General features: G+C 61.0%; 18 protein-coding genes. 4 read left to right on the top strand and 14 right to left on the bottom strand.

What is annotated here, in order from left to right; translation table 11 throughout:
- Window positions 1-152: 152 nt before the first annotated feature.
- The 6 genes from Q1B40_RS13065 to Q1B40_RS13040 all read right to left on the bottom strand — a co-directional run bounded on the left by Q1B40_RS13065 (window position 153) and on the right by Q1B40_RS13040 (window position 6260).
- Window positions 153-1229 (bottom strand): ABC transporter ATP-binding protein, encoded by a 1077-nt coding sequence (locus tag Q1B40_RS13065; RefSeq protein WP_299815108.1) that lies wholly within the window; start codon window positions 1227-1229, stop codon window positions 153-155.
- Window positions 1226-2053 carry a carbohydrate ABC transporter permease gene (locus tag Q1B40_RS13060; RefSeq protein ID WP_299815105.1) on the bottom strand — a complete coding sequence of 276 codons (828 nt, stop codon included), beginning with the start codon at window positions 2051-2053 and terminating at the stop codon, window positions 1226-1228. The genes Q1B40_RS13065 and Q1B40_RS13060 overlap by 4 nt, the downstream gene beginning before the upstream one ends.
- On the bottom strand, window positions 2050-2952 hold the full coding sequence (locus Q1B40_RS13055) for a carbohydrate ABC transporter permease (RefSeq protein WP_299816511.1): 903 nt from the start codon (window positions 2950-2952) through the stop codon (window positions 2050-2052). The genes Q1B40_RS13060 and Q1B40_RS13055 overlap by 4 nt, the downstream gene beginning before the upstream one ends.
- A gap of 64 nt (window positions 2953-3016) precedes the next feature.
- Window positions 3017-4240 (bottom strand): sugar ABC transporter substrate-binding protein, encoded by a 1224-nt coding sequence (locus Q1B40_RS13050; protein WP_299815101.1) that lies wholly within the window; start codon window positions 4238-4240, stop codon window positions 3017-3019.
- Between the two features lie 24 nt (window positions 4241-4264).
- On the bottom strand, window positions 4265-5200 hold the full coding sequence (locus Q1B40_RS13045; protein WP_299815098.1) for a sugar phosphate isomerase/epimerase: 936 nt from the start codon (window positions 5198-5200) through the stop codon (window positions 4265-4267).
- Between the two features lie 7 nt (window positions 5201-5207).
- The gene (locus tag Q1B40_RS13040; RefSeq protein ID WP_299815095.1) at window positions 5208-6260 is read right to left on the bottom strand and encodes a Gfo/Idh/MocA family oxidoreductase; all 1053 of its coding nucleotides are present in this window, start codon (window positions 6258-6260) and stop codon (window positions 5208-5210) included.
- A gap of 147 nt (window positions 6261-6407) precedes the next feature.
- On the opposite strand from Q1B40_RS13040, the gene Q1B40_RS13035 reads away from it, so the two are divergent.
- Window positions 6408-7436: a LacI family DNA-binding transcriptional regulator gene (locus tag Q1B40_RS13035; protein WP_299815092.1), complete on the top strand. Its 1029-nt coding sequence runs from the start codon at window positions 6408-6410 to the stop codon at window positions 7434-7436.
- A 111-nt stretch (window positions 7437-7547) separates the two neighbouring features.
- Here Q1B40_RS13035 and Q1B40_RS13030 read toward each other — a convergent pair whose 3' ends face one another.
- Both Q1B40_RS13030 and betC read right to left on the bottom strand, forming a co-directional pair.
- Window positions 7548-8450, bottom strand: coding sequence for an HNH endonuclease (locus Q1B40_RS13030; RefSeq protein WP_299815089.1), 903 nt, complete (start codon window positions 8448-8450; stop codon window positions 7548-7550).
- An 89-nt stretch (window positions 8451-8539) separates the two neighbouring features.
- Complete coding sequence (betC, locus tag Q1B40_RS13025; RefSeq protein ID WP_299815086.1) at window positions 8540-10054, bottom strand: choline-sulfatase; 1515 nt, start codon at window positions 10052-10054, stop codon at window positions 8540-8542.
- A gap of 227 nt (window positions 10055-10281) precedes the next feature.
- Between betC and Q1B40_RS13020 the strand changes: the two genes are divergently transcribed.
- Both Q1B40_RS13020 and Q1B40_RS13015 read left to right on the top strand, forming a co-directional pair.
- Window positions 10282-10758 carry a MerR family transcriptional regulator gene (locus tag Q1B40_RS13020; protein WP_299815083.1) on the top strand — a complete coding sequence of 159 codons (477 nt, stop codon included), beginning with the start codon at window positions 10282-10284 and terminating at the stop codon, window positions 10756-10758.
- Window positions 10712-11095, top strand: coding sequence for a carboxymuconolactone decarboxylase family protein (locus tag Q1B40_RS13015; protein ID WP_068419344.1), 384 nt, complete (start codon window positions 10712-10714; stop codon window positions 11093-11095). The genes Q1B40_RS13020 and Q1B40_RS13015 overlap by 47 nt, the downstream gene beginning before the upstream one ends.
- Window positions 11096-11346: 251 nt before the next feature.
- Here the strand turns inward: Q1B40_RS13015 and Q1B40_RS13010 are convergent, their stop codons facing one another.
- The gene (locus Q1B40_RS13010) at window positions 11347-11646 is read right to left on the bottom strand and encodes a SelT/SelW/SelH family protein (protein WP_299815076.1); all 300 of its coding nucleotides are present in this window, start codon (window positions 11644-11646) and stop codon (window positions 11347-11349) included.
- A 71-nt stretch (window positions 11647-11717) separates the two neighbouring features.
- On the opposite strand from Q1B40_RS13010, the gene Q1B40_RS13005 reads away from it, so the two are divergent.
- Window positions 11718-12590, top strand: a complete 873-nt coding sequence (locus tag Q1B40_RS13005; RefSeq protein WP_299815073.1) for a choline kinase family protein — start codon at window positions 11718-11720, stop codon at window positions 12588-12590.
- Here Q1B40_RS13005 and Q1B40_RS13000 read toward each other — a convergent pair.
- From Q1B40_RS13000 to Q1B40_RS12980, 5 genes are all read right to left on the bottom strand, one after another.
- Complete coding sequence (locus Q1B40_RS13000) at window positions 12587-13549, bottom strand: DUF1624 domain-containing protein (protein ID WP_299815070.1); 963 nt, start codon at window positions 13547-13549, stop codon at window positions 12587-12589. The two genes, Q1B40_RS13005 and Q1B40_RS13000, sit on opposite strands and share 4 nt — an antisense overlap.
- Before the next feature lie 365 nt (window positions 13550-13914).
- The gene (locus tag Q1B40_RS12995; protein WP_299815067.1) at window positions 13915-14325 is read right to left on the bottom strand and encodes a DUF3775 domain-containing protein; all 411 of its coding nucleotides are present in this window, start codon (window positions 14323-14325) and stop codon (window positions 13915-13917) included.
- 504 nt (window positions 14326-14829) lie between these two features.
- Window positions 14830-16128 (bottom strand): hypothetical protein, encoded by a 1299-nt coding sequence (locus Q1B40_RS12990; RefSeq protein ID WP_299815064.1) that lies wholly within the window; start codon window positions 16126-16128, stop codon window positions 14830-14832.
- Window positions 16121-16879: an ABC transporter ATP-binding protein gene (locus tag Q1B40_RS12985; RefSeq protein ID WP_299815061.1), complete on the bottom strand. Its 759-nt coding sequence runs from the start codon at window positions 16877-16879 to the stop codon at window positions 16121-16123. The genes Q1B40_RS12990 and Q1B40_RS12985 overlap by 8 nt, the downstream gene beginning before the upstream one ends.
- On the bottom strand, window positions 16872-17927 hold the full coding sequence (locus Q1B40_RS12980) for an iron ABC transporter permease (RefSeq protein WP_299815058.1): 1056 nt from the start codon (window positions 17925-17927) through the stop codon (window positions 16872-16874). The genes Q1B40_RS12985 and Q1B40_RS12980 overlap by 8 nt, the downstream gene beginning before the upstream one ends.

The raw sequence follows: 17927 nt of genomic DNA, 5'->3' as shown, positions 1-17927 counted from the left end.
GGCCATCCAGGTACGTTCCGTCAGAAAACAGCGCCAATATTATCAGCCAGATCGTTGTTAAATCGGGGTGACAATAGGCATCCGCGCATATTTAGCCGCGTTCAAAAGCTCTGCGGTTTTCAAGATTTTCGAGTTCTGTCTTCAGGTATACTTCACCTCAACGCCGCCCCCGTCTCAGGATCAAAAAGATGGATCTTGTCCGGTGCGATGGTGAGGCGTACCGGTTCGCCCTGCGAGATGCGTTCGCGCTCGGACAGGACGACGACGATTTCAGGGCTTCCGCCGCAATAGAGATAGGTGACGGAGCCGGTCGACTCCACGGATGTTGCCGTGGTTTCTATGCCGGGTGCGTCGCCGGTTTCGATCGACAGGTGCTCCGGGCGCAGGCCGACGTCCACCTTGCGGCGCGGCTCCATGGTGCGGGCAAGCGGCAGGGAGGGGGCGCCCGGCAGGTCGAGGGTGACGGCGCGGCCGGTGTCGGCGACGATGCCGCCGACGAAGTTCATGGCTGGGGAGCCGATGAAGCCGGCGACGAATTTCGTTGCCGGTGTGTCGTAAAGCGACAGCGGCGCGCCCTGCTGTTCGACAACGCCGCTTTTCAGGACAACCACGTGATCGGCCATGGTCATGGCCTCGATCTGGTCATGGGTCACATAGACTGATGTTGCGCCGATCCGGTCGTGCAGGGCGCGGATTTCCTTGCGCATGTGCACTCTGAGCGCAGCGTCGAGATTGGACAGGGGCTCGTCGAACAGGAAAACCTTGGGATTGCGGATGATCGCCCGGCCCATTGCAACGCGCTGACGCTGGCCGCCGGACAGGGCGTTGGGCTTGCGGTCGAGATAATCGCCAAGGCCGAGAATGGCCGCGACATCGGCCACGGCCGCGTCGATCTCCGCCCTGGGCGCTTTGCGCAGCCGCATCGAGTAGCTCATGTTGTCGCGCACGCTCATATGCGGATAAAGGGCGTAGGACTGGAAGACCATGGCCACGTCCCGATGGCGGGGCGGGGTGTCGTTCACCGCCTTGCCGGTGATGCGGATTTCACCGCCGGAAATGCTTTCCAGACCGGCCAGCGAGCGCAGCAGGGTGGACTTGCCGCATCCGGACGGCCCGACAAGGGCGACGAAGCTGCCTTTCGGGATGGTGACGTTGATGTCCTTGAGGGCGTGAAAACCGCCGTAATGCTTGTTGACGGACAGAAGTTCGATTTGCGGCTGGTTGGTCATTTCAGGGCTCCGGAAGTCAGACCCGACACGATGCGTTGCTGCAGCAGCACGAAGGCTGCCAGGATGGGCGTCACGTAGATGGTGGCGTAGGCCATGATCTTGTTCCATTCGACGGTGTTGGGGCCCATGAAACCGTTGAGGCCGACCGAGGCGGGCTGCAGGGTCACGTCCTGGATCATCGACTTGGAATAGACGAACTCGCCGAAGGCCTGCATGAAGATGAGGATGGCGGAGACGAGAATGCCGTTGCGGGCGAGCGGCAGGGCGATCAGTGCGAAGGCGCCTATGCGCGAGTTGCCGTCCACAAGCGCGGCTTCCTCCAGTTCAGCCGGGATCGACATGAAGGTCGCCCGCACCAGGATCACGAAGAACGGCATGGCCTTGGCCGTGAAGGCGAGCATGACGGCGAAGCGCGGGAAGTCCAGCAGGCCGAGGGCGGAGAAGCCGACGAAGATCGGGGTGATCATCAGCGAGGCCGGCAGGACCTGAAGCATCAGGACAAGGAACAGCGTTATGTCTATCCAGACGTTGCGGTAGCGCGCCAGAACATAGGCACAGCCGGTGCCCAGAAGCGCGACGAGGGCCATGGACCCGGTGGCGATCACCAGCGAGTTCCACAGGAACCGGCCCATGTCGCGGGTTGCCCAGACTTCCGCGAAAATGCCGAAATCGAGCCCGCGTGGAATGAAGGTCGGCGGATAGGCGAAGATTTCCGATCCGGATTTCAGCGCGGTCGCATACATCCAGTAGAGCGGAAAGAGATAGATCGCGCCCAGGAGAATGGCCGCGGTCAGCAGCAGGCGGGTGTGGCGTTTCGCGCTCATATGCGCACCTCGTGGCGGGTGGAGCGCACGTAAAGAACGGCGGCGATCATTACGGTGATGATCATCAGGGTCGAAACGGTCGCCCCCTTGGCGAAATCATATTGCCGGAAGGAGAGCTCCCAGGCCCAGTATTGCGCGACGTTGGAAGAGTTGGCCGGTCCGCCGCTGGTGATGGCGGCAAAAAGATCGAACTGCTGCAGCGTGAAGATCAGCCCGAGGGAAACGACCGCGCCGATGGTCGAGCGCATCATCGGCAGGGTGATGGTGAAGAACCGCTGCAGGACATTGGCGCCGTCCAGCTCGGAGGCTTCATAGAGGTCCTTCGGGATGCCGGCCAGACCGACGGACAGAAGGATCATGTTGAAGGAGGTGCCCAGCCAGATATTGGCGAGCACCACCGCCCAAAGCGAATAGTCCACGTCCGAACGCCAGAAAATGTTTTCCGAAATGAGGCCGGTGCTGGTGAGCAGGTAGTTCAGCACACCGAAATCGCCGGACAGGATCCAGTTCCAGATTGCGCCGACGACCAACCCGGGCATGACCCAGGAGACGAGAAACAGGCCGCGCAGAAAGGAAGAACCGCGAAAGCCGGTGTCGAAGAAAAGAGCCAGGGCGAGCCCCAGGGTGAACTGCCCGGCGATGGAACAGACCACGAAAAGCACCGTGTTCCACATGATCGGCCAGAACTCGGGCGCCGCGAACAGCTCACGGTAATTGTCCAGCCCGACAAAGGGCCTTATCAGCCTGCCGAGTGAAAAGATGTCGACTTCCTGAAAGCTCATCAGGACGTTGTAGAGCAGCGGCAGGCCGGAAAAGGCCAGCAGGAAAAGCAGGGGCAGTCCGACCAGAAGGATGTCGAAGCCCTTGCCGTCGGTGACACTGGAGAGCAGGCGTTTCATCTTCGGATATCCGTTGCGCAGCCGGCGGGAAAGCACAAGGCTCTCCCGCCGGTCGGGGCGATGATCAGTTGAGAACCGCGTCGATCCTTTCCTGCGCGTCGTCCAGAGCCGCCTGGGCGGTTTTCTGGCCGGTAAGCGTCAGCTGGATGGCATCCTGGATCGCCTTGGAGATCTTCGGCCATTCAGGATGCGGCCCGCGTGCCTTGGCGTATTTCAACTGTTCCAGGAACACCTTGAGCGCGGCATCCTTCGGCGCGACGCCTGTCGGCGGAAGCTCGACGTCGCCCCGGGCCGGAAGCTGGCCGAAATCGGGAAACAGGCGCTCATCCTGGCTGGCGAAATATTCCAGCGCCTGAAAGGCTTCGTCCGGGTGCTCCGTGTTGGCGAAGATGGCCCAGTTGAAGTCCCCCATGGCCGAGGCGCGGGGAGCGCCTTCCTCGGGGACCGGCAGAAGGGCGACACGCCAGTTGAAATCGGCCTCCTCGACCATCCGGTTCAGTTCCCAGGGGCCGGAAATCACCATGGCGGCATTGCCGGAGTTGAACGTGCCGGTGGAATCCCACTGGCCGCGGGTCAGCGTGTCCGGGGAAGCAAGGCCTTCGTCCAGCAGGGTTTTCCAGATTTCCAGGGCCCTGACGGCGCCGTCGCCGTTGATCTTGTCGTAGCCGCCGCCGGTCATTTGGACCCAGGGCAGGAACTGGAAGGTGCCTTCCTCGCTGGCCTTGGCGGAAAAGGCGATGCCGTAGACATTGTCTTCCGGCCGGTTCAGCTTGCGCGCGGCCTCCACCAGCTCGTCCCAGGTTTCCGGTGGATCCTCGGGATCAAGTCCGGCAGCCTCGAACATGTCGGTGTTGTAGTAGAGCGCAATGGTGTTGGTCGCCTTCGGCACGCCGAAATGTTTGCTGTCCCAGGTGACGGAATTCAGCGGGCCGGGGAAGTAGTTTTCCGCGTCGATGGCATCGGAAGCGGCGATCCTGTCCGTCAGGTCGAGAAAGGCGCCGCGGGCGGCAAAGAGAGCATGCTCCGGGTTGTCGACGGCGATGATATCCGGCGCCTGCCCGGTAGCGAAAGCGCGCATGGCTTCGGTCACGACATCGTCGAACTGGACGATGCGGTAATCGACCTTGATGCCGTTGTCGAGATCGTTGAATTCCTTGGCCAGATTGTAGGCCGGCTGGGTTTCCTTATCGAGCGACCATACGGAGATGGTCACGTCTTCGGCGAATGCAGACGAGGCAAGAAGCGCAAGTGCCGTGACGCTCCCTCCCAGAATATGCAAGCGTTTCATTTTCTCCTCCACGTTGTTCGTCGTTCAGTTTTCCAGTGACGGATCTCCGCCGCCATATTCCACCCGGTCGTTGACGAACGATCCTCCCCGGCAGATTTTAAGATGGTTGAGGGCATGGACCTGACCGGTCATTTCCAGCTCGTCCCGGTAAACGGGGTCGTGCCATCCCTCGATGTCGATGGCGCCCTTGTAGCCGGCCAGCCGCAATTCGCTGATGACGTCAGTCCAGTTGCTGTCACCGAAACCGGGCGTTCTCATGAAGACGAACGGATGCTTGCCGAAAATGCCGTGTTCGCGGATCACGTCATGGCGCACGGTGGCGTCCTTGCCGTGCACGTGAAAGATCCTAGTCGCCCATTTGCGGATCTGCGGCAGCGGATCGATCAGATAGACCAGCTGGTGGCAGGGCTCCCACTCAAGTCCCAGATTGTCGTCCGGCAATTCGTGGAACATCATTTCCCAGGCGTCCGGGTTGTGGGCGATGTTCCAGTCGCCGGTCTGCCAGTTGCCGTCCATGGCGCAGTTCTCGAAGGCGACCCTGACGCCCTTGTCGGCGGCCCGTTTGGCAAGGTCACCCCAGACCTCCTTGTAGCGCGGCAGGCTTTCGGGCAGCGGGCGATCCCTGATCCGGCCGGTGAAGCCGGCCACGCAGGTGGCGCCGAAATGATGGGCGTTGTCGATGCAGTCCTTCCAGCCTTGCAGGGTGTCCAGGTCGATGTCCGTCGTTTCCAGCGGATTGCCGAACATGCCGAGGGTGGAGATGGTGATATCCCGGTCGCCGATCGCCTCGCGGCAGCGCTTGCCGAGCTCGGCAAGATCCTTGCCGCCGGTGGTCTGCCAGAAGAACGGCTCGAAACTTTCGAAGCCGTGATCGGCAATCTGCCGGATCCGGTCGGCAGCGTCCCCCTTGTTGGCGGAAACCATCGTGCCGATGCGGATGTCCTTCGCTGGGTCGGTCATTGAAACGTCAGTCCTTTGTCAGTGAAATGCGCCGGCCGGAACGGGCGCTGTCGATCGCGCCGAAGACCATGGCAAGTGAATGGATGTTGTCGGTGCAGACGGTTTCGGGAGGGGTTCCGGTCTCGACGGCCTGGAGAAAATCGGCGATGACCGAGGCATGTTCCTGGACACGCCTGTCGTCCTTGAGCTCCGGCACCTCGACCGTCCGTGTCTCGCGCAGAAACGCCGGTCCGCCGGTGGCGACGGTCGCGGACATGGCGTCTTCCCCGTCCCAGGTCAGCATGCCCCTGGTGCCGACGAGGCGCCAGGAGGCGTCCCAGGAGGTCGGCGCTCCTTCGGCGCACCAGCTGCCGGTATAAGTGAAGGTCACATCGCCGCTCATCTCGAAGATCGCCGCGGCAGAGGCCCCGCGCGCATACCAGGAGCCCTCGGGATTGGTCTCGTGGCACAGGACGGCGAGAGGCTCTGCGCCTGCCATGCAGCGCGCGGCGTCGAAATGATGGATGGCCATGTCGAGAAGGAGTACGTGGTCCATTTTCTCGCGAAAGCCGCCGAAATGCGGGCCCATGAAGAACTCCGCGTGGAGGGACGTGAGCGGCCCGAGGGTGCCGCTCTTCACGAAGGCTTCGATGCGGCGCACGCCGCTCTTGTAACGCCGGTTCTGGGTGACCGCGAAGAGACGCCCCCTGGCAGTCGCCAGGCTGCACAGGTCGCGGGCGGTTTCCATGTCCGGCGCCATCGGCTTTTCAGACAGGACATGCAGCCCGGCCTTGAGCGCGGTGGCGACGACAACAGGGCGGACGTCAGGCGGCGTTACGTCGAAGACGCAATCCGGCCCGGTTGCGGCAATCGCCGTTTCGAGATCGGCGAAGACAGGAATGTCCGCAAGGTTCTGCGCACGAGCGAATTGCGCCGCGACGTTTGCGTCCCGGTCGACAAGGCCGCAGAGGGTCAGCTTGCCGGTCTTGAGCTTGTCTGAAAGCAGGGGATTCGTCGTGACGGCCCGCGCCCAGCCAGCCGCCATCGCACCGCACCCCACGAGCAGTGCACGCATGTTCATCCTCCCGGATCGGCCGGCTGAAACCGGCTTCGTAAACGTTTACGAAAGAAACTAGGTGAAACTACCGAGGCCTGTCAACATGTTTTCGTAAACGTTTACGGTGAGGCCTTTGCCTTGGTGGAAAAGTGTGATTAACGTGCGTGCGGGATGACAAGTATCAAAGACCTAGCACAGCACCTGGGCGTTTCGATCGGAACGGTTTCGCGGGCGCTCAATGACAAGTTCGACGTCAAGCCGGCGACGCGGGAACGGGTTCTCAAGGCGGCGGCGGAGCTCGGCTATGTCCCCAACCAGGCGGGGCGTTCGCTGCGGCAGGGCAACACGGGGCTCGTCGGCTTCGTGCTGGAGACCAGTTCCGAGGGCATGATGCAGGGCGACCTGTTCTTCATCAGGGTCTTCGACGGCATGCAATCGGTTCTCAGCGAATACGGCCTGCATCTGATGGTGATGATGTCGCCGTCTTCGGAAAAGTCGGACGAGTATCTGCAAAAGATCGTCGGGCGGCGGCTGGCCGATGCCCTGGTACTGTCTTCAACGCGCAGGATCGACCCCAGGGTCAATCTTCTGGCAGACCAGAACATTCCGTTCGTCATGCTGGGCCGCTCGCAGACCGACAGGGGCCAGCCCTGGCTGGATCTTGATTTCGAGGGCATGGTGACGGACGCGATCGAGCGTCTGCACGCACGGGGACACCGGCGGATTGCCCTGGCGGTTCCAAGGCAGGAACTGAATCTGCGCTACGTGATGCTGGACACCTACCGGACGCAGATCGAGCGGCATGGACTGGCCTTCGATGAAAATCTCGTCATCGAGACCGCACCCGGCGACAATGGCGGCGTTGCGCTGGCGCATCACATCATGGAGATGGAAGACCGACCGAGCGCGGTGATCTTTTCCGATCCCATCCACCCGTTCGGCCTCTATCGGGGTCTGACCGAAATGGGGCTGGTTCCGGGCAAGGATCTGGCGATCCTCGGCATCGCCACGCGTCTGGCAACCGTGCTCAACCCCAACCTGACCCATTATCGTGTGCGCCTGTTCGATCTTGGCCGCCGCGTGGCACAGGCTCTCATCCACCGACTGCCGCATCTCAACACGGAAAACCCCCCGCCCGTCATCCGCGAACGGGTGCCTTTCACGCTTGTTGAAGGGGACAGCGATCTACCGTTGGAGTGAGGGGGAAGTCCGTCGCGTCCAGAAATGGCTTGAAGTGCAGTGTTCGGTGCAGACAAACCAAGGTGGCCTGTCATTCCACGCAACGTCAAAGTGTTGAGAGTGCCTATTATCTCAGTGTTTGAAAATGTTGCTGCGGTGCCATTCGAGGTAGCGCGGGTGAGGCTTTTTCATCGAGTCTTCTGGCACCTTGGCCTTCATGTCGCTGTTCAGAAGGTGGGCGACATCGTAGTTAAGATGTCTGGACGGCAGAATGTCGTAAGTGTCCGAGAGGCTGAGGAGGCCCCTGTCAAACATCCAGTGGACCGTACCGGAGAGCGCCAATCCGTTTTGTACGGAATCGTTGCCGCCTTTCTCGACTGGGATGATGTGTGCCGCCTCGACTTCGGGGCGGCCTTGGCCGTTGATCAGGCGAAGACCGGTGAACGCGCATGTTCGGTCATAGAGTTTGCGGATGTGCAGGCGAAATTTTGCGTCCCGGAAAGGACGGTTCACAATGATGGCCTTTCTGTCACGGCCGGTAAACATCTCAGGCATCAGCGCCTGACTGCGGTCTGACAACCCTTCTGGAATCTGTGTTCCATCAGGTATATCCACACGTGCTGGCCATGGGTCGGTTTCCGACAAACCAGCGTTAAACAACGCTTCGAATTCCGTCGGTTCGATTATGCGAACTGCCTGCTGGGTGCGACCGCCATTAGGTTTCCCGTCAGCGCGAAACAGCTTGTGCTCGTAACCGCCATTTTCCGTGTAGCCGATTGGGCGGTCGAAATCGAGATAGTCTTCCAGATAGACGTAGTATCGACCATCGTGGTCAGGGTCAGGACGGATATGAGCCGCTCGGGCAAGGGCGGTATAATAACGGCCTTTTCTGGCTGGAAGCGGACCATAATAGACGATCCAATCGCCCAGCGTCTGCTCGACCCTTGAAAGATACGTTTTGGGGAAGTGATATCGGTCCGCCGGATCGTCGTCGTAAATGCTGTCCGGCTTGTGGTAGAAAACCGCGTTTGCCATCAAATCGTATAATTCGTTGAAGTGACTGAGTGTTTCAACCTATCCGATCATGAAATTCTCGCAAACGCAAATAATTGATGTTGCTTTCTTCACTCCCCGCGCGGAAAGCGCTGGCTCTCCTCCACTTCATTCAAATCCATATGATTGCGCATATAGCGTTCGGAGGCTTTTTGCAGGGGCTGATAGTCCCAGGGGAAATAGGCACCGTTGCGCAGGGCCTCATAGACGATCCAGCGGCGGGCCTGTGACTGGCGGACTTCGGCGTCGTAGGCGGCCATGTCCCATTGCCGGCCGGCGAGTTCCGCGAAGCGGACCGCGGTTTGGGCGTGGGCGGGGTCGGCGGCCAGGTTGGTGAGCTCGTTCGGGTCGTCGGCCAGGTTGAAGAGCTGCGGCGGGTCGAGTTCGCAGTGGATGTATTTCCAGTCGCCCGCGCGGATGCCGACGAGCGGTGCATAGGAGGCTTCGGCGGCGTATTCCATCAGCACGGGTTCGGTGCGCGGTGTTCCCTGTGCCTGTGGCACCAGGCTGATACCGTCTGTCCAGGGCATGATGTCGTCCATGTCGATGCCGCCGAGATCGCAGACCGTCGGCAGCACGTCGAGGGTGCTGACGGGTGCCGCGATGCGCTGCGGGGCAAGGTCCCGGTCGGCGATCATCAGCGGCACGCGGGATGCGCCCTCGAAGAAGGTCATCTTGAACCACAGGCCGCGTTCGCCGAGCATGTCGCCGTGGTCGGAGACGAACAGGATCGTCGTGTCGTCGGCCAGATGCATTGCCTCGAGTGCATGCAGGATCTCGCCGATCTTGTCGTCCAGATAAGAGATATTGGCGAAATAGGCGCGGCGGGATTTTCGGATGTCGTCCTCAGTGATGTTGAAACTGCGCCAGTCGTTGGCATCGAATATCCGCTTCGAATGGGGATCGTGATCTTCATAGGCCATCGCCGGAATTTCCGGCAGCAGATGCTCGCAGTCCTCATAAAGGTCCCAGTATTTTCTGCGCGCCACGTAGGGATCGTGCGGGTGGGTGAAGCTGACCGTCAGGCAGAAGGGGCGGTCGTATTTGCCGCGGCCGTAGTCGTGGATCTTGCGCACGGCCTGAAAGGCGACGTCGTCGTCATATTCCATCTGGTTGGAAATCTCGGCGACGCCCGCACCGGTTACCGAACCCATGTTGTGGTACCACCAGTCTATGCGTTCGCCCGGCTTGCGGTAGTCGGGTGTCCAGCCGAAATCGGCCGGGTAGATATCGGTGGTCAGGCGTTCCTCGAGACCGTGCATCTGGTCGGGGCCAACGAAATGCATCTTGCCGGAAAGACAGGTGGTATAGCCGGCCCGGCGCAGGTGATGGGCATACGTGGGGATGTCGGAGGCGAATTCGGCGGCGTTGTCGTAAACGCCCGTCCGGCGCGGCAACTGGCCGGACATGAAACTGGCCCGGCCCGGCGCGCAGAGCGGTGAGGCGGTGTAGGCATTTTCGAACCGGACCGAGCGTTCAGACAGTTTTTTCAGGTTCGGCGCGTGCAGAAACTCCGCCGGACCGTCGGGAAACAGGGTTCCGTTCAACTGGTCGACCATCAGGATCAGGATATTCTTGCGGTCCATGGCGCGGCGTTCTCTCTCAGGTTCGGAAATCGGCAGGGTCGGTAAAGTGTCATGATGCGAGTTTTTTGATTGGTCGATCAATCAAAATCGACACGGTGTGTAGCGTTGCTGCCTGTGTCCGGAAACATCGATCAGGAGAGCAAGAAACAGGAGCGGGGAAAATACCGCTTGACCTGGAGTGCACTCCAACCCGTAAGTCAGAGAAATCGTCCTGTTTGGAGACACACATGCGTATCGGTGATCTTGCTGAAAAGTCGGGGCTCTCAACCGACACACTGCGATATTACGAGAAGATCGGTCTCATTCCGCGTCCTCTGAGGGACGGCGGTGGGCGGCGGGTTTACGACCGGACAATTCTGCGCTGGATCGAATTTCTGGATCGTCTGAAGGCGACCGGAATGGGCATTCGGGATCGGCTGCGCTATGCGGAGCTGCGGACCCTGGGCAGCGCGTCGCTGGCCGAGCGCAGGAGAATGCTGGAAGACCATCGCCGCAAGGTTGCCGCGGATATCGCGCGGCTGACCGAAACGCTGGGTGTCCTGGACGACAAGGTTGATCTCTACAGAAGGATGGAGGCGGGCGAAACCGTCGATCCGGCCTTCGAAAGCTGCGCCCGGACCGAACACGGTGCGCCGCCAATTCAGGACAGTTCCTCCCATGACAGCAGCTCTGGAGCGCGGCCGCGCGCTGATAGCGGACCTTAATCCCGACCTCGAAACCATTCTCGCCGGGCGTTACGACGACCTGCTCCCGGACTTCGCCGAGAGCCTTATCGAATGGGCCTATGGCCGCCACTATGCCCGGCCGGGCCTAGACCTGAAGACCCGCCAGCTGTGCACTATCGCGGCGCTGACCGTGCTGGGCGGCCAGACCGGACCGCAATTGAAGATCAACATCGAACACACATTGGCGGCGGGTGCTGCGCGGGAGGAAATCGTCGAGGCGATCTGGCAGATGGCGGTCTATGGCGGATTGCCGGCGGCCATCAACGGGCTGAATGCGGCGCAGGAGGTTTTCAACGAACTGGATGCGCCTGCCTGAGGGGGAATCTTCAACCGTCAGCCTTGTTGTGTGACTTGAGGGGCTGAGCTCTTCTTAATACATGAGAAATGAATAACCGGGGTGATGCTGGGTGGGACGAAACGCCAACCTCTCCAGCGTCATTCCGGATCGGCGTTCGACTTACGTCTCACTTGTCCGGAATGACAGCCGTGAGGGTGATGCTCAGCTTCTTCATTCACTCAACAGGGTTGATGAAGGGAGGGGGTGTTATCGCTTCCCTGACCTCTGTGTCACCCGCCGGCCTTGGGAAGGTCGGAATGGCCTAGGTCTTTTTCCGGCCAGAGAAGGTCGCGCAGCCGCTGCTTCAGGACCTTGGCTTCCGGAAAACCGCCATCCTGCTTGCGGTCCCAGACCGGATTTCCGTCGCACGTGATGGTGAAAATGCCGCCGGTGCCGGGGACAAGAGTGACGGCGCCGGTTTCTTCCGAGAAGGTGGACAGGATTTCCTGGGCCATCCAGGCGGAGCGCAGCAGCCAATTGCATTGGCGGCAATAGGTGATGATGATATGGGGAGCCGGAACGTCCGTCATGGCGTTCTCCTTTTCAGAACAGGTAATCTTCAGCGCTTGTGCCACATTCTTCAACCAATGCGCCAGACGACTTGAGCGCGGATATTCTCAAGGCTTTCGAGCGCCATCCGGACCTTTTGGAGATTTGCGGGGCGCCCGGCAGAGCCGTGCCGCAGGCCGGGCTGACCAACCGGGTCTACAGGCTGGAAGCCGGGCGGGGTGTTTTCTTTCTGCGCCTGCCGAGGCCCGGGAATGCCGGGCTTGTCGACAGACAGGCGGAGGCCCTCAACCTCGATCTGGCGGCGCAGCTCGGGCTCGCGTTGCCGCCACTCTTTGTCCATCCCGATGACGGCATTCTCCTGACCGCGGCAGTTGAAACGCTGGAACCTGCGCCGATGGATTTTCCGACCCTGCTTGGCGACGCGCTCGGCAGGCTGCACGGATCGGGTGCGGCGTTCGCAGGCGTGCTTGATCCGGATGACGTCTATCGGACGCAAAGGGACTTCCTCGCTTCGGCGGGGGAGTTCCAGTCGGAGATTGCATCCCTCGACCAGGCCATGCAGGACCTTGCGGACCTGTCAGTGAATTCCGGTACTGTTCAGCCCGTGCCGGTGCATGGCGATGTCACGCCGGGAAACTGTCTCTGGACGCCGGAGCGGCTGTGGCTGATCGACTGGGAATACTCCGCGATGGCGGATCCCGCCTGGGATCTGGCCTATGCGATCCTGGAACAGGGGTTTTCCGAGGTTCAGGAAAACGCCTTTCTGGATGCCTGCAAGGCGCGACAGGAACCGTACCGATTTCCCGCCAGGGAGCGGATCGAGGCCATGAAGGTCAGATGCGATGCGGTGTCGGCGCTCTGGGCGCTGGAACAGGTGGCACGGGGACGGGACACGGAAACATTCCTGCCGTTCGCCCGCCACAGGAGAGACCGGGCGCTGACCCGGATGCGTGAGCTGGTTTAGCTTCCGGTACCGGGATCCAGTTCCGGATCGGCGAGGCATTGTGCATATCGGCCGTTCATGCGGTCGCGCAGGGACTGGTTTTCCGGGTCTTGATTGAGCGCCGTCCAGATGCCGTCTTCCTTGAGAAAGGCGAGCGTGCAGCCGCAGGCCTGCTCACAGATATCCGGTGCACCGAGACTTTCCTGACAGGCGGCGGCGCAATTGCGGACAAAGGCGTTTCCGGCCTGGTCGATGTCGCCCGCCACAAGCGTCGCAGCCCAGACAAGCCCGTAGAGCACCGGCTGGTGCAGAAGGTAGATGGGCAAGGAGTGGCGTCCGATGAACCGGGTGAAACGGCCCGCGGGATCCGTCGCCCGGACAGCGGAGAGCCTGTCCCAGATGCGCGCCTTGCGGAACAGCTTCGAGAGGGCGAGACCGGAAAGGGTCGCCCCGGCCCAGGGGGCCAGCGGCACATAGTCGACACTGCCGAAATCCGGCGTTCCCAGTCCCGTCCAAAGCCAGAGCTGTCCGTTGAAGATATAGGAGCTTGCCCACAGAGGCAGCGTCAGCACAAAGGCCGCGGCCGCTGCCGTGATCAAAAGCGGCGCGCGGGTGAAGGGGAGGGCGATCACGCTGGAGGCGGCGATACAGTGCAGAATGCCGAAGCGCACGAAACTGTCGCCGAAGGTGAACCAGGTCGCCAGGGAAACGGCCGCCGCAGCGGCAATGATGACTGCCAGCCGGCGCCCGAATGCTTGCCAGCGAATGCCCTTGTGGTGGGCCAGGTCCAGGCTGATGCCCGCCACGAACAGAAAGCTGCCGGCGATGGCGGCAGCGAAACTGCGCCAGCCTTCGCCCTGTGCTACCGGCCAGTCGACGAAACCGAACCAGGAAAGATCCCAGGACAGGTGATAGACGGCCATGGCAACAACGGCGAGACCGCGGGCGAGGTCGGGCACGGCCAGACGAGTTGAAGGCATTTTCCGGCTTTCCGCAGGGTACCGCACCAGCGCCCGCCGGGACGCGGGAAGGCAGGGGAACGTTTCATTGCCTGAAAGAGATAAGGCTAACTGCTGAAAGTCACAACCAGTGTCGTGATCAGCGCGGTCGCAGCCACCATCGCGCCGACATATGGCCATGGAGACGGCCGGTGGACGGTAAACGCATCGCGGTTTGCCGGATCCTGCAGCATAGCCTTCAACCCCCTAGTACCCAACCTGTCGGGCAAGAGTGGTGTAAACAGGGGCTGACGGAAAGGCGGGAAACCGGTTTCTGACCCGTTTTCCCAAGAAAACCACCGGCTTGTGATCTAACCGGCGAAGTTTGCCAATGTCACTTGTCGTATCTAGAGATCGAGCGCGTCGAGGCCGGCTTCCATGTGATCGGCCAGCAGGGGCATGCCGAGCAGGTACTTCGCGGTGGGGCCTGCCGCACGTTCGCGGGCTTCCTGGAGGGCCTGTTCAAAGTCTTCGGCCTCGAAATCGCCACGGCCGATCCAGGTGATGGCGACGAGTTCTGCTGCTTCGTCGACGTTGAGATCCTCGATCAGTTCGCGTAGTTCCTCGTCGGAGAGGTCGTCGTTTTCCTCCTCCGCCAGACCGTCATGACCGTGGCTCTGTTTCAGAGCATCGGCGTCGAACTCGACGTCGCCCTCATGTCCGTCCTCGAAGGTGTCTTCCAGCGCAGAGGAAACCGCACGGGCCTTTTGGGCCAAGAGGCGGATCGTATCCGCGGATAAAGTCAGGTCGATGTCCATGTCTGCCTCCGGCGAACCTTGTCTTCCTTTATCGATTCACTTTGCTTCCTTGGCAATGGTGATCATGACAATCTGTTTGCAAGTGCCGCGAAATCGAGCATTTGCACGGACACTGGATGGCCGGCGTTTCAATCTTTCCCGGGGTTTTCCCCAGTATCCTCATTCGATAAACGCGCATCGGGTTAATTACCCTGGTCTTCCTGAGCATCAGGCAATTACAGCCTTGCAGACCGCCGAACGTGTTGCTTTACTTGGCCAGCGAACAAGTTTCCGTTCTTGCCGGGAGCCGCGCCCAAGGGGCCGGATCAGGATTTCAGACGGATTTCGGGCCTTCACGGGTCCTGAAATTGAGCCGAAGGCAAGGCGGAAAACATTTTACCGGGGGCGGACCGGGCACTTGGGGCTCGGCTTTCATACGATAAACGTATGAGGCCGGGCCTCGGCTTTTCAAGGCTTTGCTTTTGCCTCTGTTGTTCCGGTCGTCTGCCTTTTCGGATTGTATTCTCAGAACAGCATGCTGCCTTCCATCAGTCCCTGAAGCGCCCTGGCCACAGCGGGAACGAGTTGTTCCTTGTGCGGCCCGTGATCGGGATAGCGGGTCATGTTGTCGCCACTGTGCATGAAGACGAAGCCACCGCGATGGGTGTTGGCGGGGTAGCGCCAGAGCCAGTCGGAGGGTTTGGGATCGTTCTGCGGACCCACATCGGTCAGCCAGATGGCTCCGGCAGGCGGTGCTGTCCAGCCGCGGGCATACTGGCCGAAAATCCCCTGCCAGCCGTCGAAATCGGGTCCGAGATCCCTGAAGATGCCGAAGCGGTCGTCGCGGACCCGAACCTTGATGTTGCTGAAGGGTTTTGGCGGGACGGCAACGAAGGGGCTCAGAAACGGCAGCCAGGCCCGGCACGGTTCCGAACACAAGATGAGACTGCCGCCGCGCGCAAGAAACGCCAGCAGGTCGTCCTGACGGGATTGCAGGAAGAACTCGTCATGGCTGAAAGGCAGGTAGAGCATGTCCGTGTCGGCCAGAAGGCCTGGCCCGAGCTCATAAAGTGGTCTGAAAGACGGTTCGAAACCGCTTTCTCTCAGGCTTTTATCGATCCACGACGGAAACCACTCGGTTCCGTGGTGAGAACACTGCAAGTAGGTGAAACGGTTTTTCGGCCGCCGGTCGATGCCCAGTTCCCGGTTCAGCCAGGGATAGAAGCGTTTGAGAAAGGCCGTGGTCGCCGGCATGAAACGCTGACCGTTATGGGAATGCGGGTCGAGCGTCGACAGCAACAGCCGGCCGCCACCGGGACGCTCCGGAAGGTCAAGAAACAAGTAGCCGCTGCCGTCTTCCAGTTCCAGGATCGGCCTCGCCCCGGCAGGGGCGCGGTAACTGCCACCCCAGTGCCAGCTCATCACCTCCAGCGGCAGGTCCCTGGTGATCGGGTGGGGTGGATCGCTGAAGCCGATTTCCAGCCTGTCACCCTTCGTCCACCACAGCCAGTCCCGGCAATTTCCGGGTGTCCAGGTCAGGCCGGGAATGTCGAGCCAGTCCGCGTGGCCCTGAAGGAAGACGATCAGGAACCCTCCGTTGTTCATATAGGCGTTCAGCTGCGCTGCATGGGGTCTCGGCGCCGCTTCATCCATGGCGTCCGGCATGATGACCGCCTTGTAGGCGCTGAGGTCCACCTTGGGCAGATCGTGGATGTAGATCAGGTCGTCGATGTAATGGTTGAAATCCTGAAAGCTGCGCAGTTGCCAGCTGTTGCCCCAGTGAATATAGGCGATGCCCTTTGATCGTTCCGCGGTTTCAGACATCGGAAGCGGTCTCCCCGGACCGGAACAAGGGTGCGAACGTGTGTTTGGGCCGGTCCGTGAATTCGGCCCGGCCGATCGGCAGCGCGTAGAGGTCGCTCAGGTTGGCGGCGTTCAGGATTTCGGGGACGGGGCCGAAGAGGAAGTCACGGCCACTGGTCATCAGCAGGACGTGGCTTGCGACTTCCACCGCGTGCTGAGGCATATGGGTGGTGAAGACGATGGTCATGCCGTGGTCCTTCTGCAATTGCGCAAGAAGGGCGAGCACCTTGTCCTGGTTCTTATAATCGAGCGCCGCGCAGGGTTCGTCCAGAATCAGCAGATCGCATTCGGAGCCGAGCGCCTGGGCGATCATCACAAGCTGGCGCTGGCCGCCACTGAGGGAGTTGAATGTCTGGTGTTCCAGCTTCGTAATGCCGAGCATGGAGAAACATCGCCGGACGATTTCATAATCCTTTGCCCCGGGCGATCCGAAGAGGCCAAGGTGTCTGGCGCGACCCATCAGGGCGATATCGAGGGCGGAATAGGAAAAGGGCACCTCGAACAGTTGCGGGACGAAGCCTATCCGGCCGTCGATGGCAACCTTGCCACCGGCAGGTTTGAGCAATCCGATCAAGGTTCCCAGCAGAGTGGTCTTGCCGACGCCATTGGCGCCGAGGATAGACAGAACGGAACCGCTTTCCAGATGAAATCCATACGCCTCGAGGATCCGTTTGCCGCCGCGATCGACAGCCAGGTCGCGCACCTCAATCATCGGCCCAGCCTCCCCTCGAATGTACCCGGCGCAGGATAACCGCGAAGACCGGCACGCCGATCAGGGCGGTGATGATGCCGAGGGGAATTTCGGCGGTCGTCAGGGTCCTGGCGAGATTGTCGACTAGCAGCAGATAGATCGCGCCGATTACGCCGGAGACCGGCAGCAGCTTCTTGTGGTCCGCACCGACAATCGCGCGCGCGACATGTGGAATGACAAGGCCGACCCAGCCGATAATGCCGGAGGTTGCGACGACACCGGCGGAAATGAGGGCGGTGGCGATCAGGATGATCCATTGCACCAGCACGACCCTTGCGCCAAGCGCACGGGCTTTTTCTTCGCCGAGGGAGAGAATGTTGATCTGGAAACGCAGCAGATAGACCGCAAGGGACGCGGGAACGACGGCAGCGGCGATCAGCAGAACATCCGCGTAACTGCTGGAGGCGATGCTGCCCATCAGCCAGTAGGTGATCGCGGGCAGTTTCTGGAACGGGTCGGCGAGCAGTTTGGCGATGGAGATCGCGGCGGAAAAGAATGCTGAAATGACCACGCCGGCGAGCACGAGCGTCAGCATGCTTGTGCGCCCGCGCACCGTGGAAAGCAGTTTCACCAGAAAGATGCTGCCCATCCCGAAGGTGAAGGCAATCGCCAGCAGTCCGTAGCCGGAAATCCCCACAAGAATGGAGAGAGTGCCGCCGAAACCGGCACCGGAGGTGACGCCGATGATACCGGGATCGACCAGAGGATTGCGGAACAGACCCTGAAGCGCCGCACCGGAGACCGCCAGCCCGAAGCCGATGAGCACGGCGGCAAGAATGCGCGGCAGGCGCACCTGTTCGACCACGACCTCCTGAACCGGTTCCCAGTCAGGCGCCGCAACGGGGTAGATATTGTCGATCAGGATCAGGGCGACCTCCTGAACCGACAGATCATAGCGCCCGATGGTCACGGAATAGAGAACCGCGAGGACCAGCAGCCCCAGGAGAAGCGGTAAAACGGGGATCGGCGCCTTTCCGGCGCCGATCCATTTTCTGAAAAGTGAAGTCAT

Source organism: uncultured Roseibium sp., from assembly GCF_947496995.1.
GTDB lineage: Bacteria > Pseudomonadota > Alphaproteobacteria > Rhizobiales > Stappiaceae > Roseibium.
Note: the sequence above shows the minus strand (reverse complement) of the source record. Positions and strands in the feature narration are given on the sequence as shown.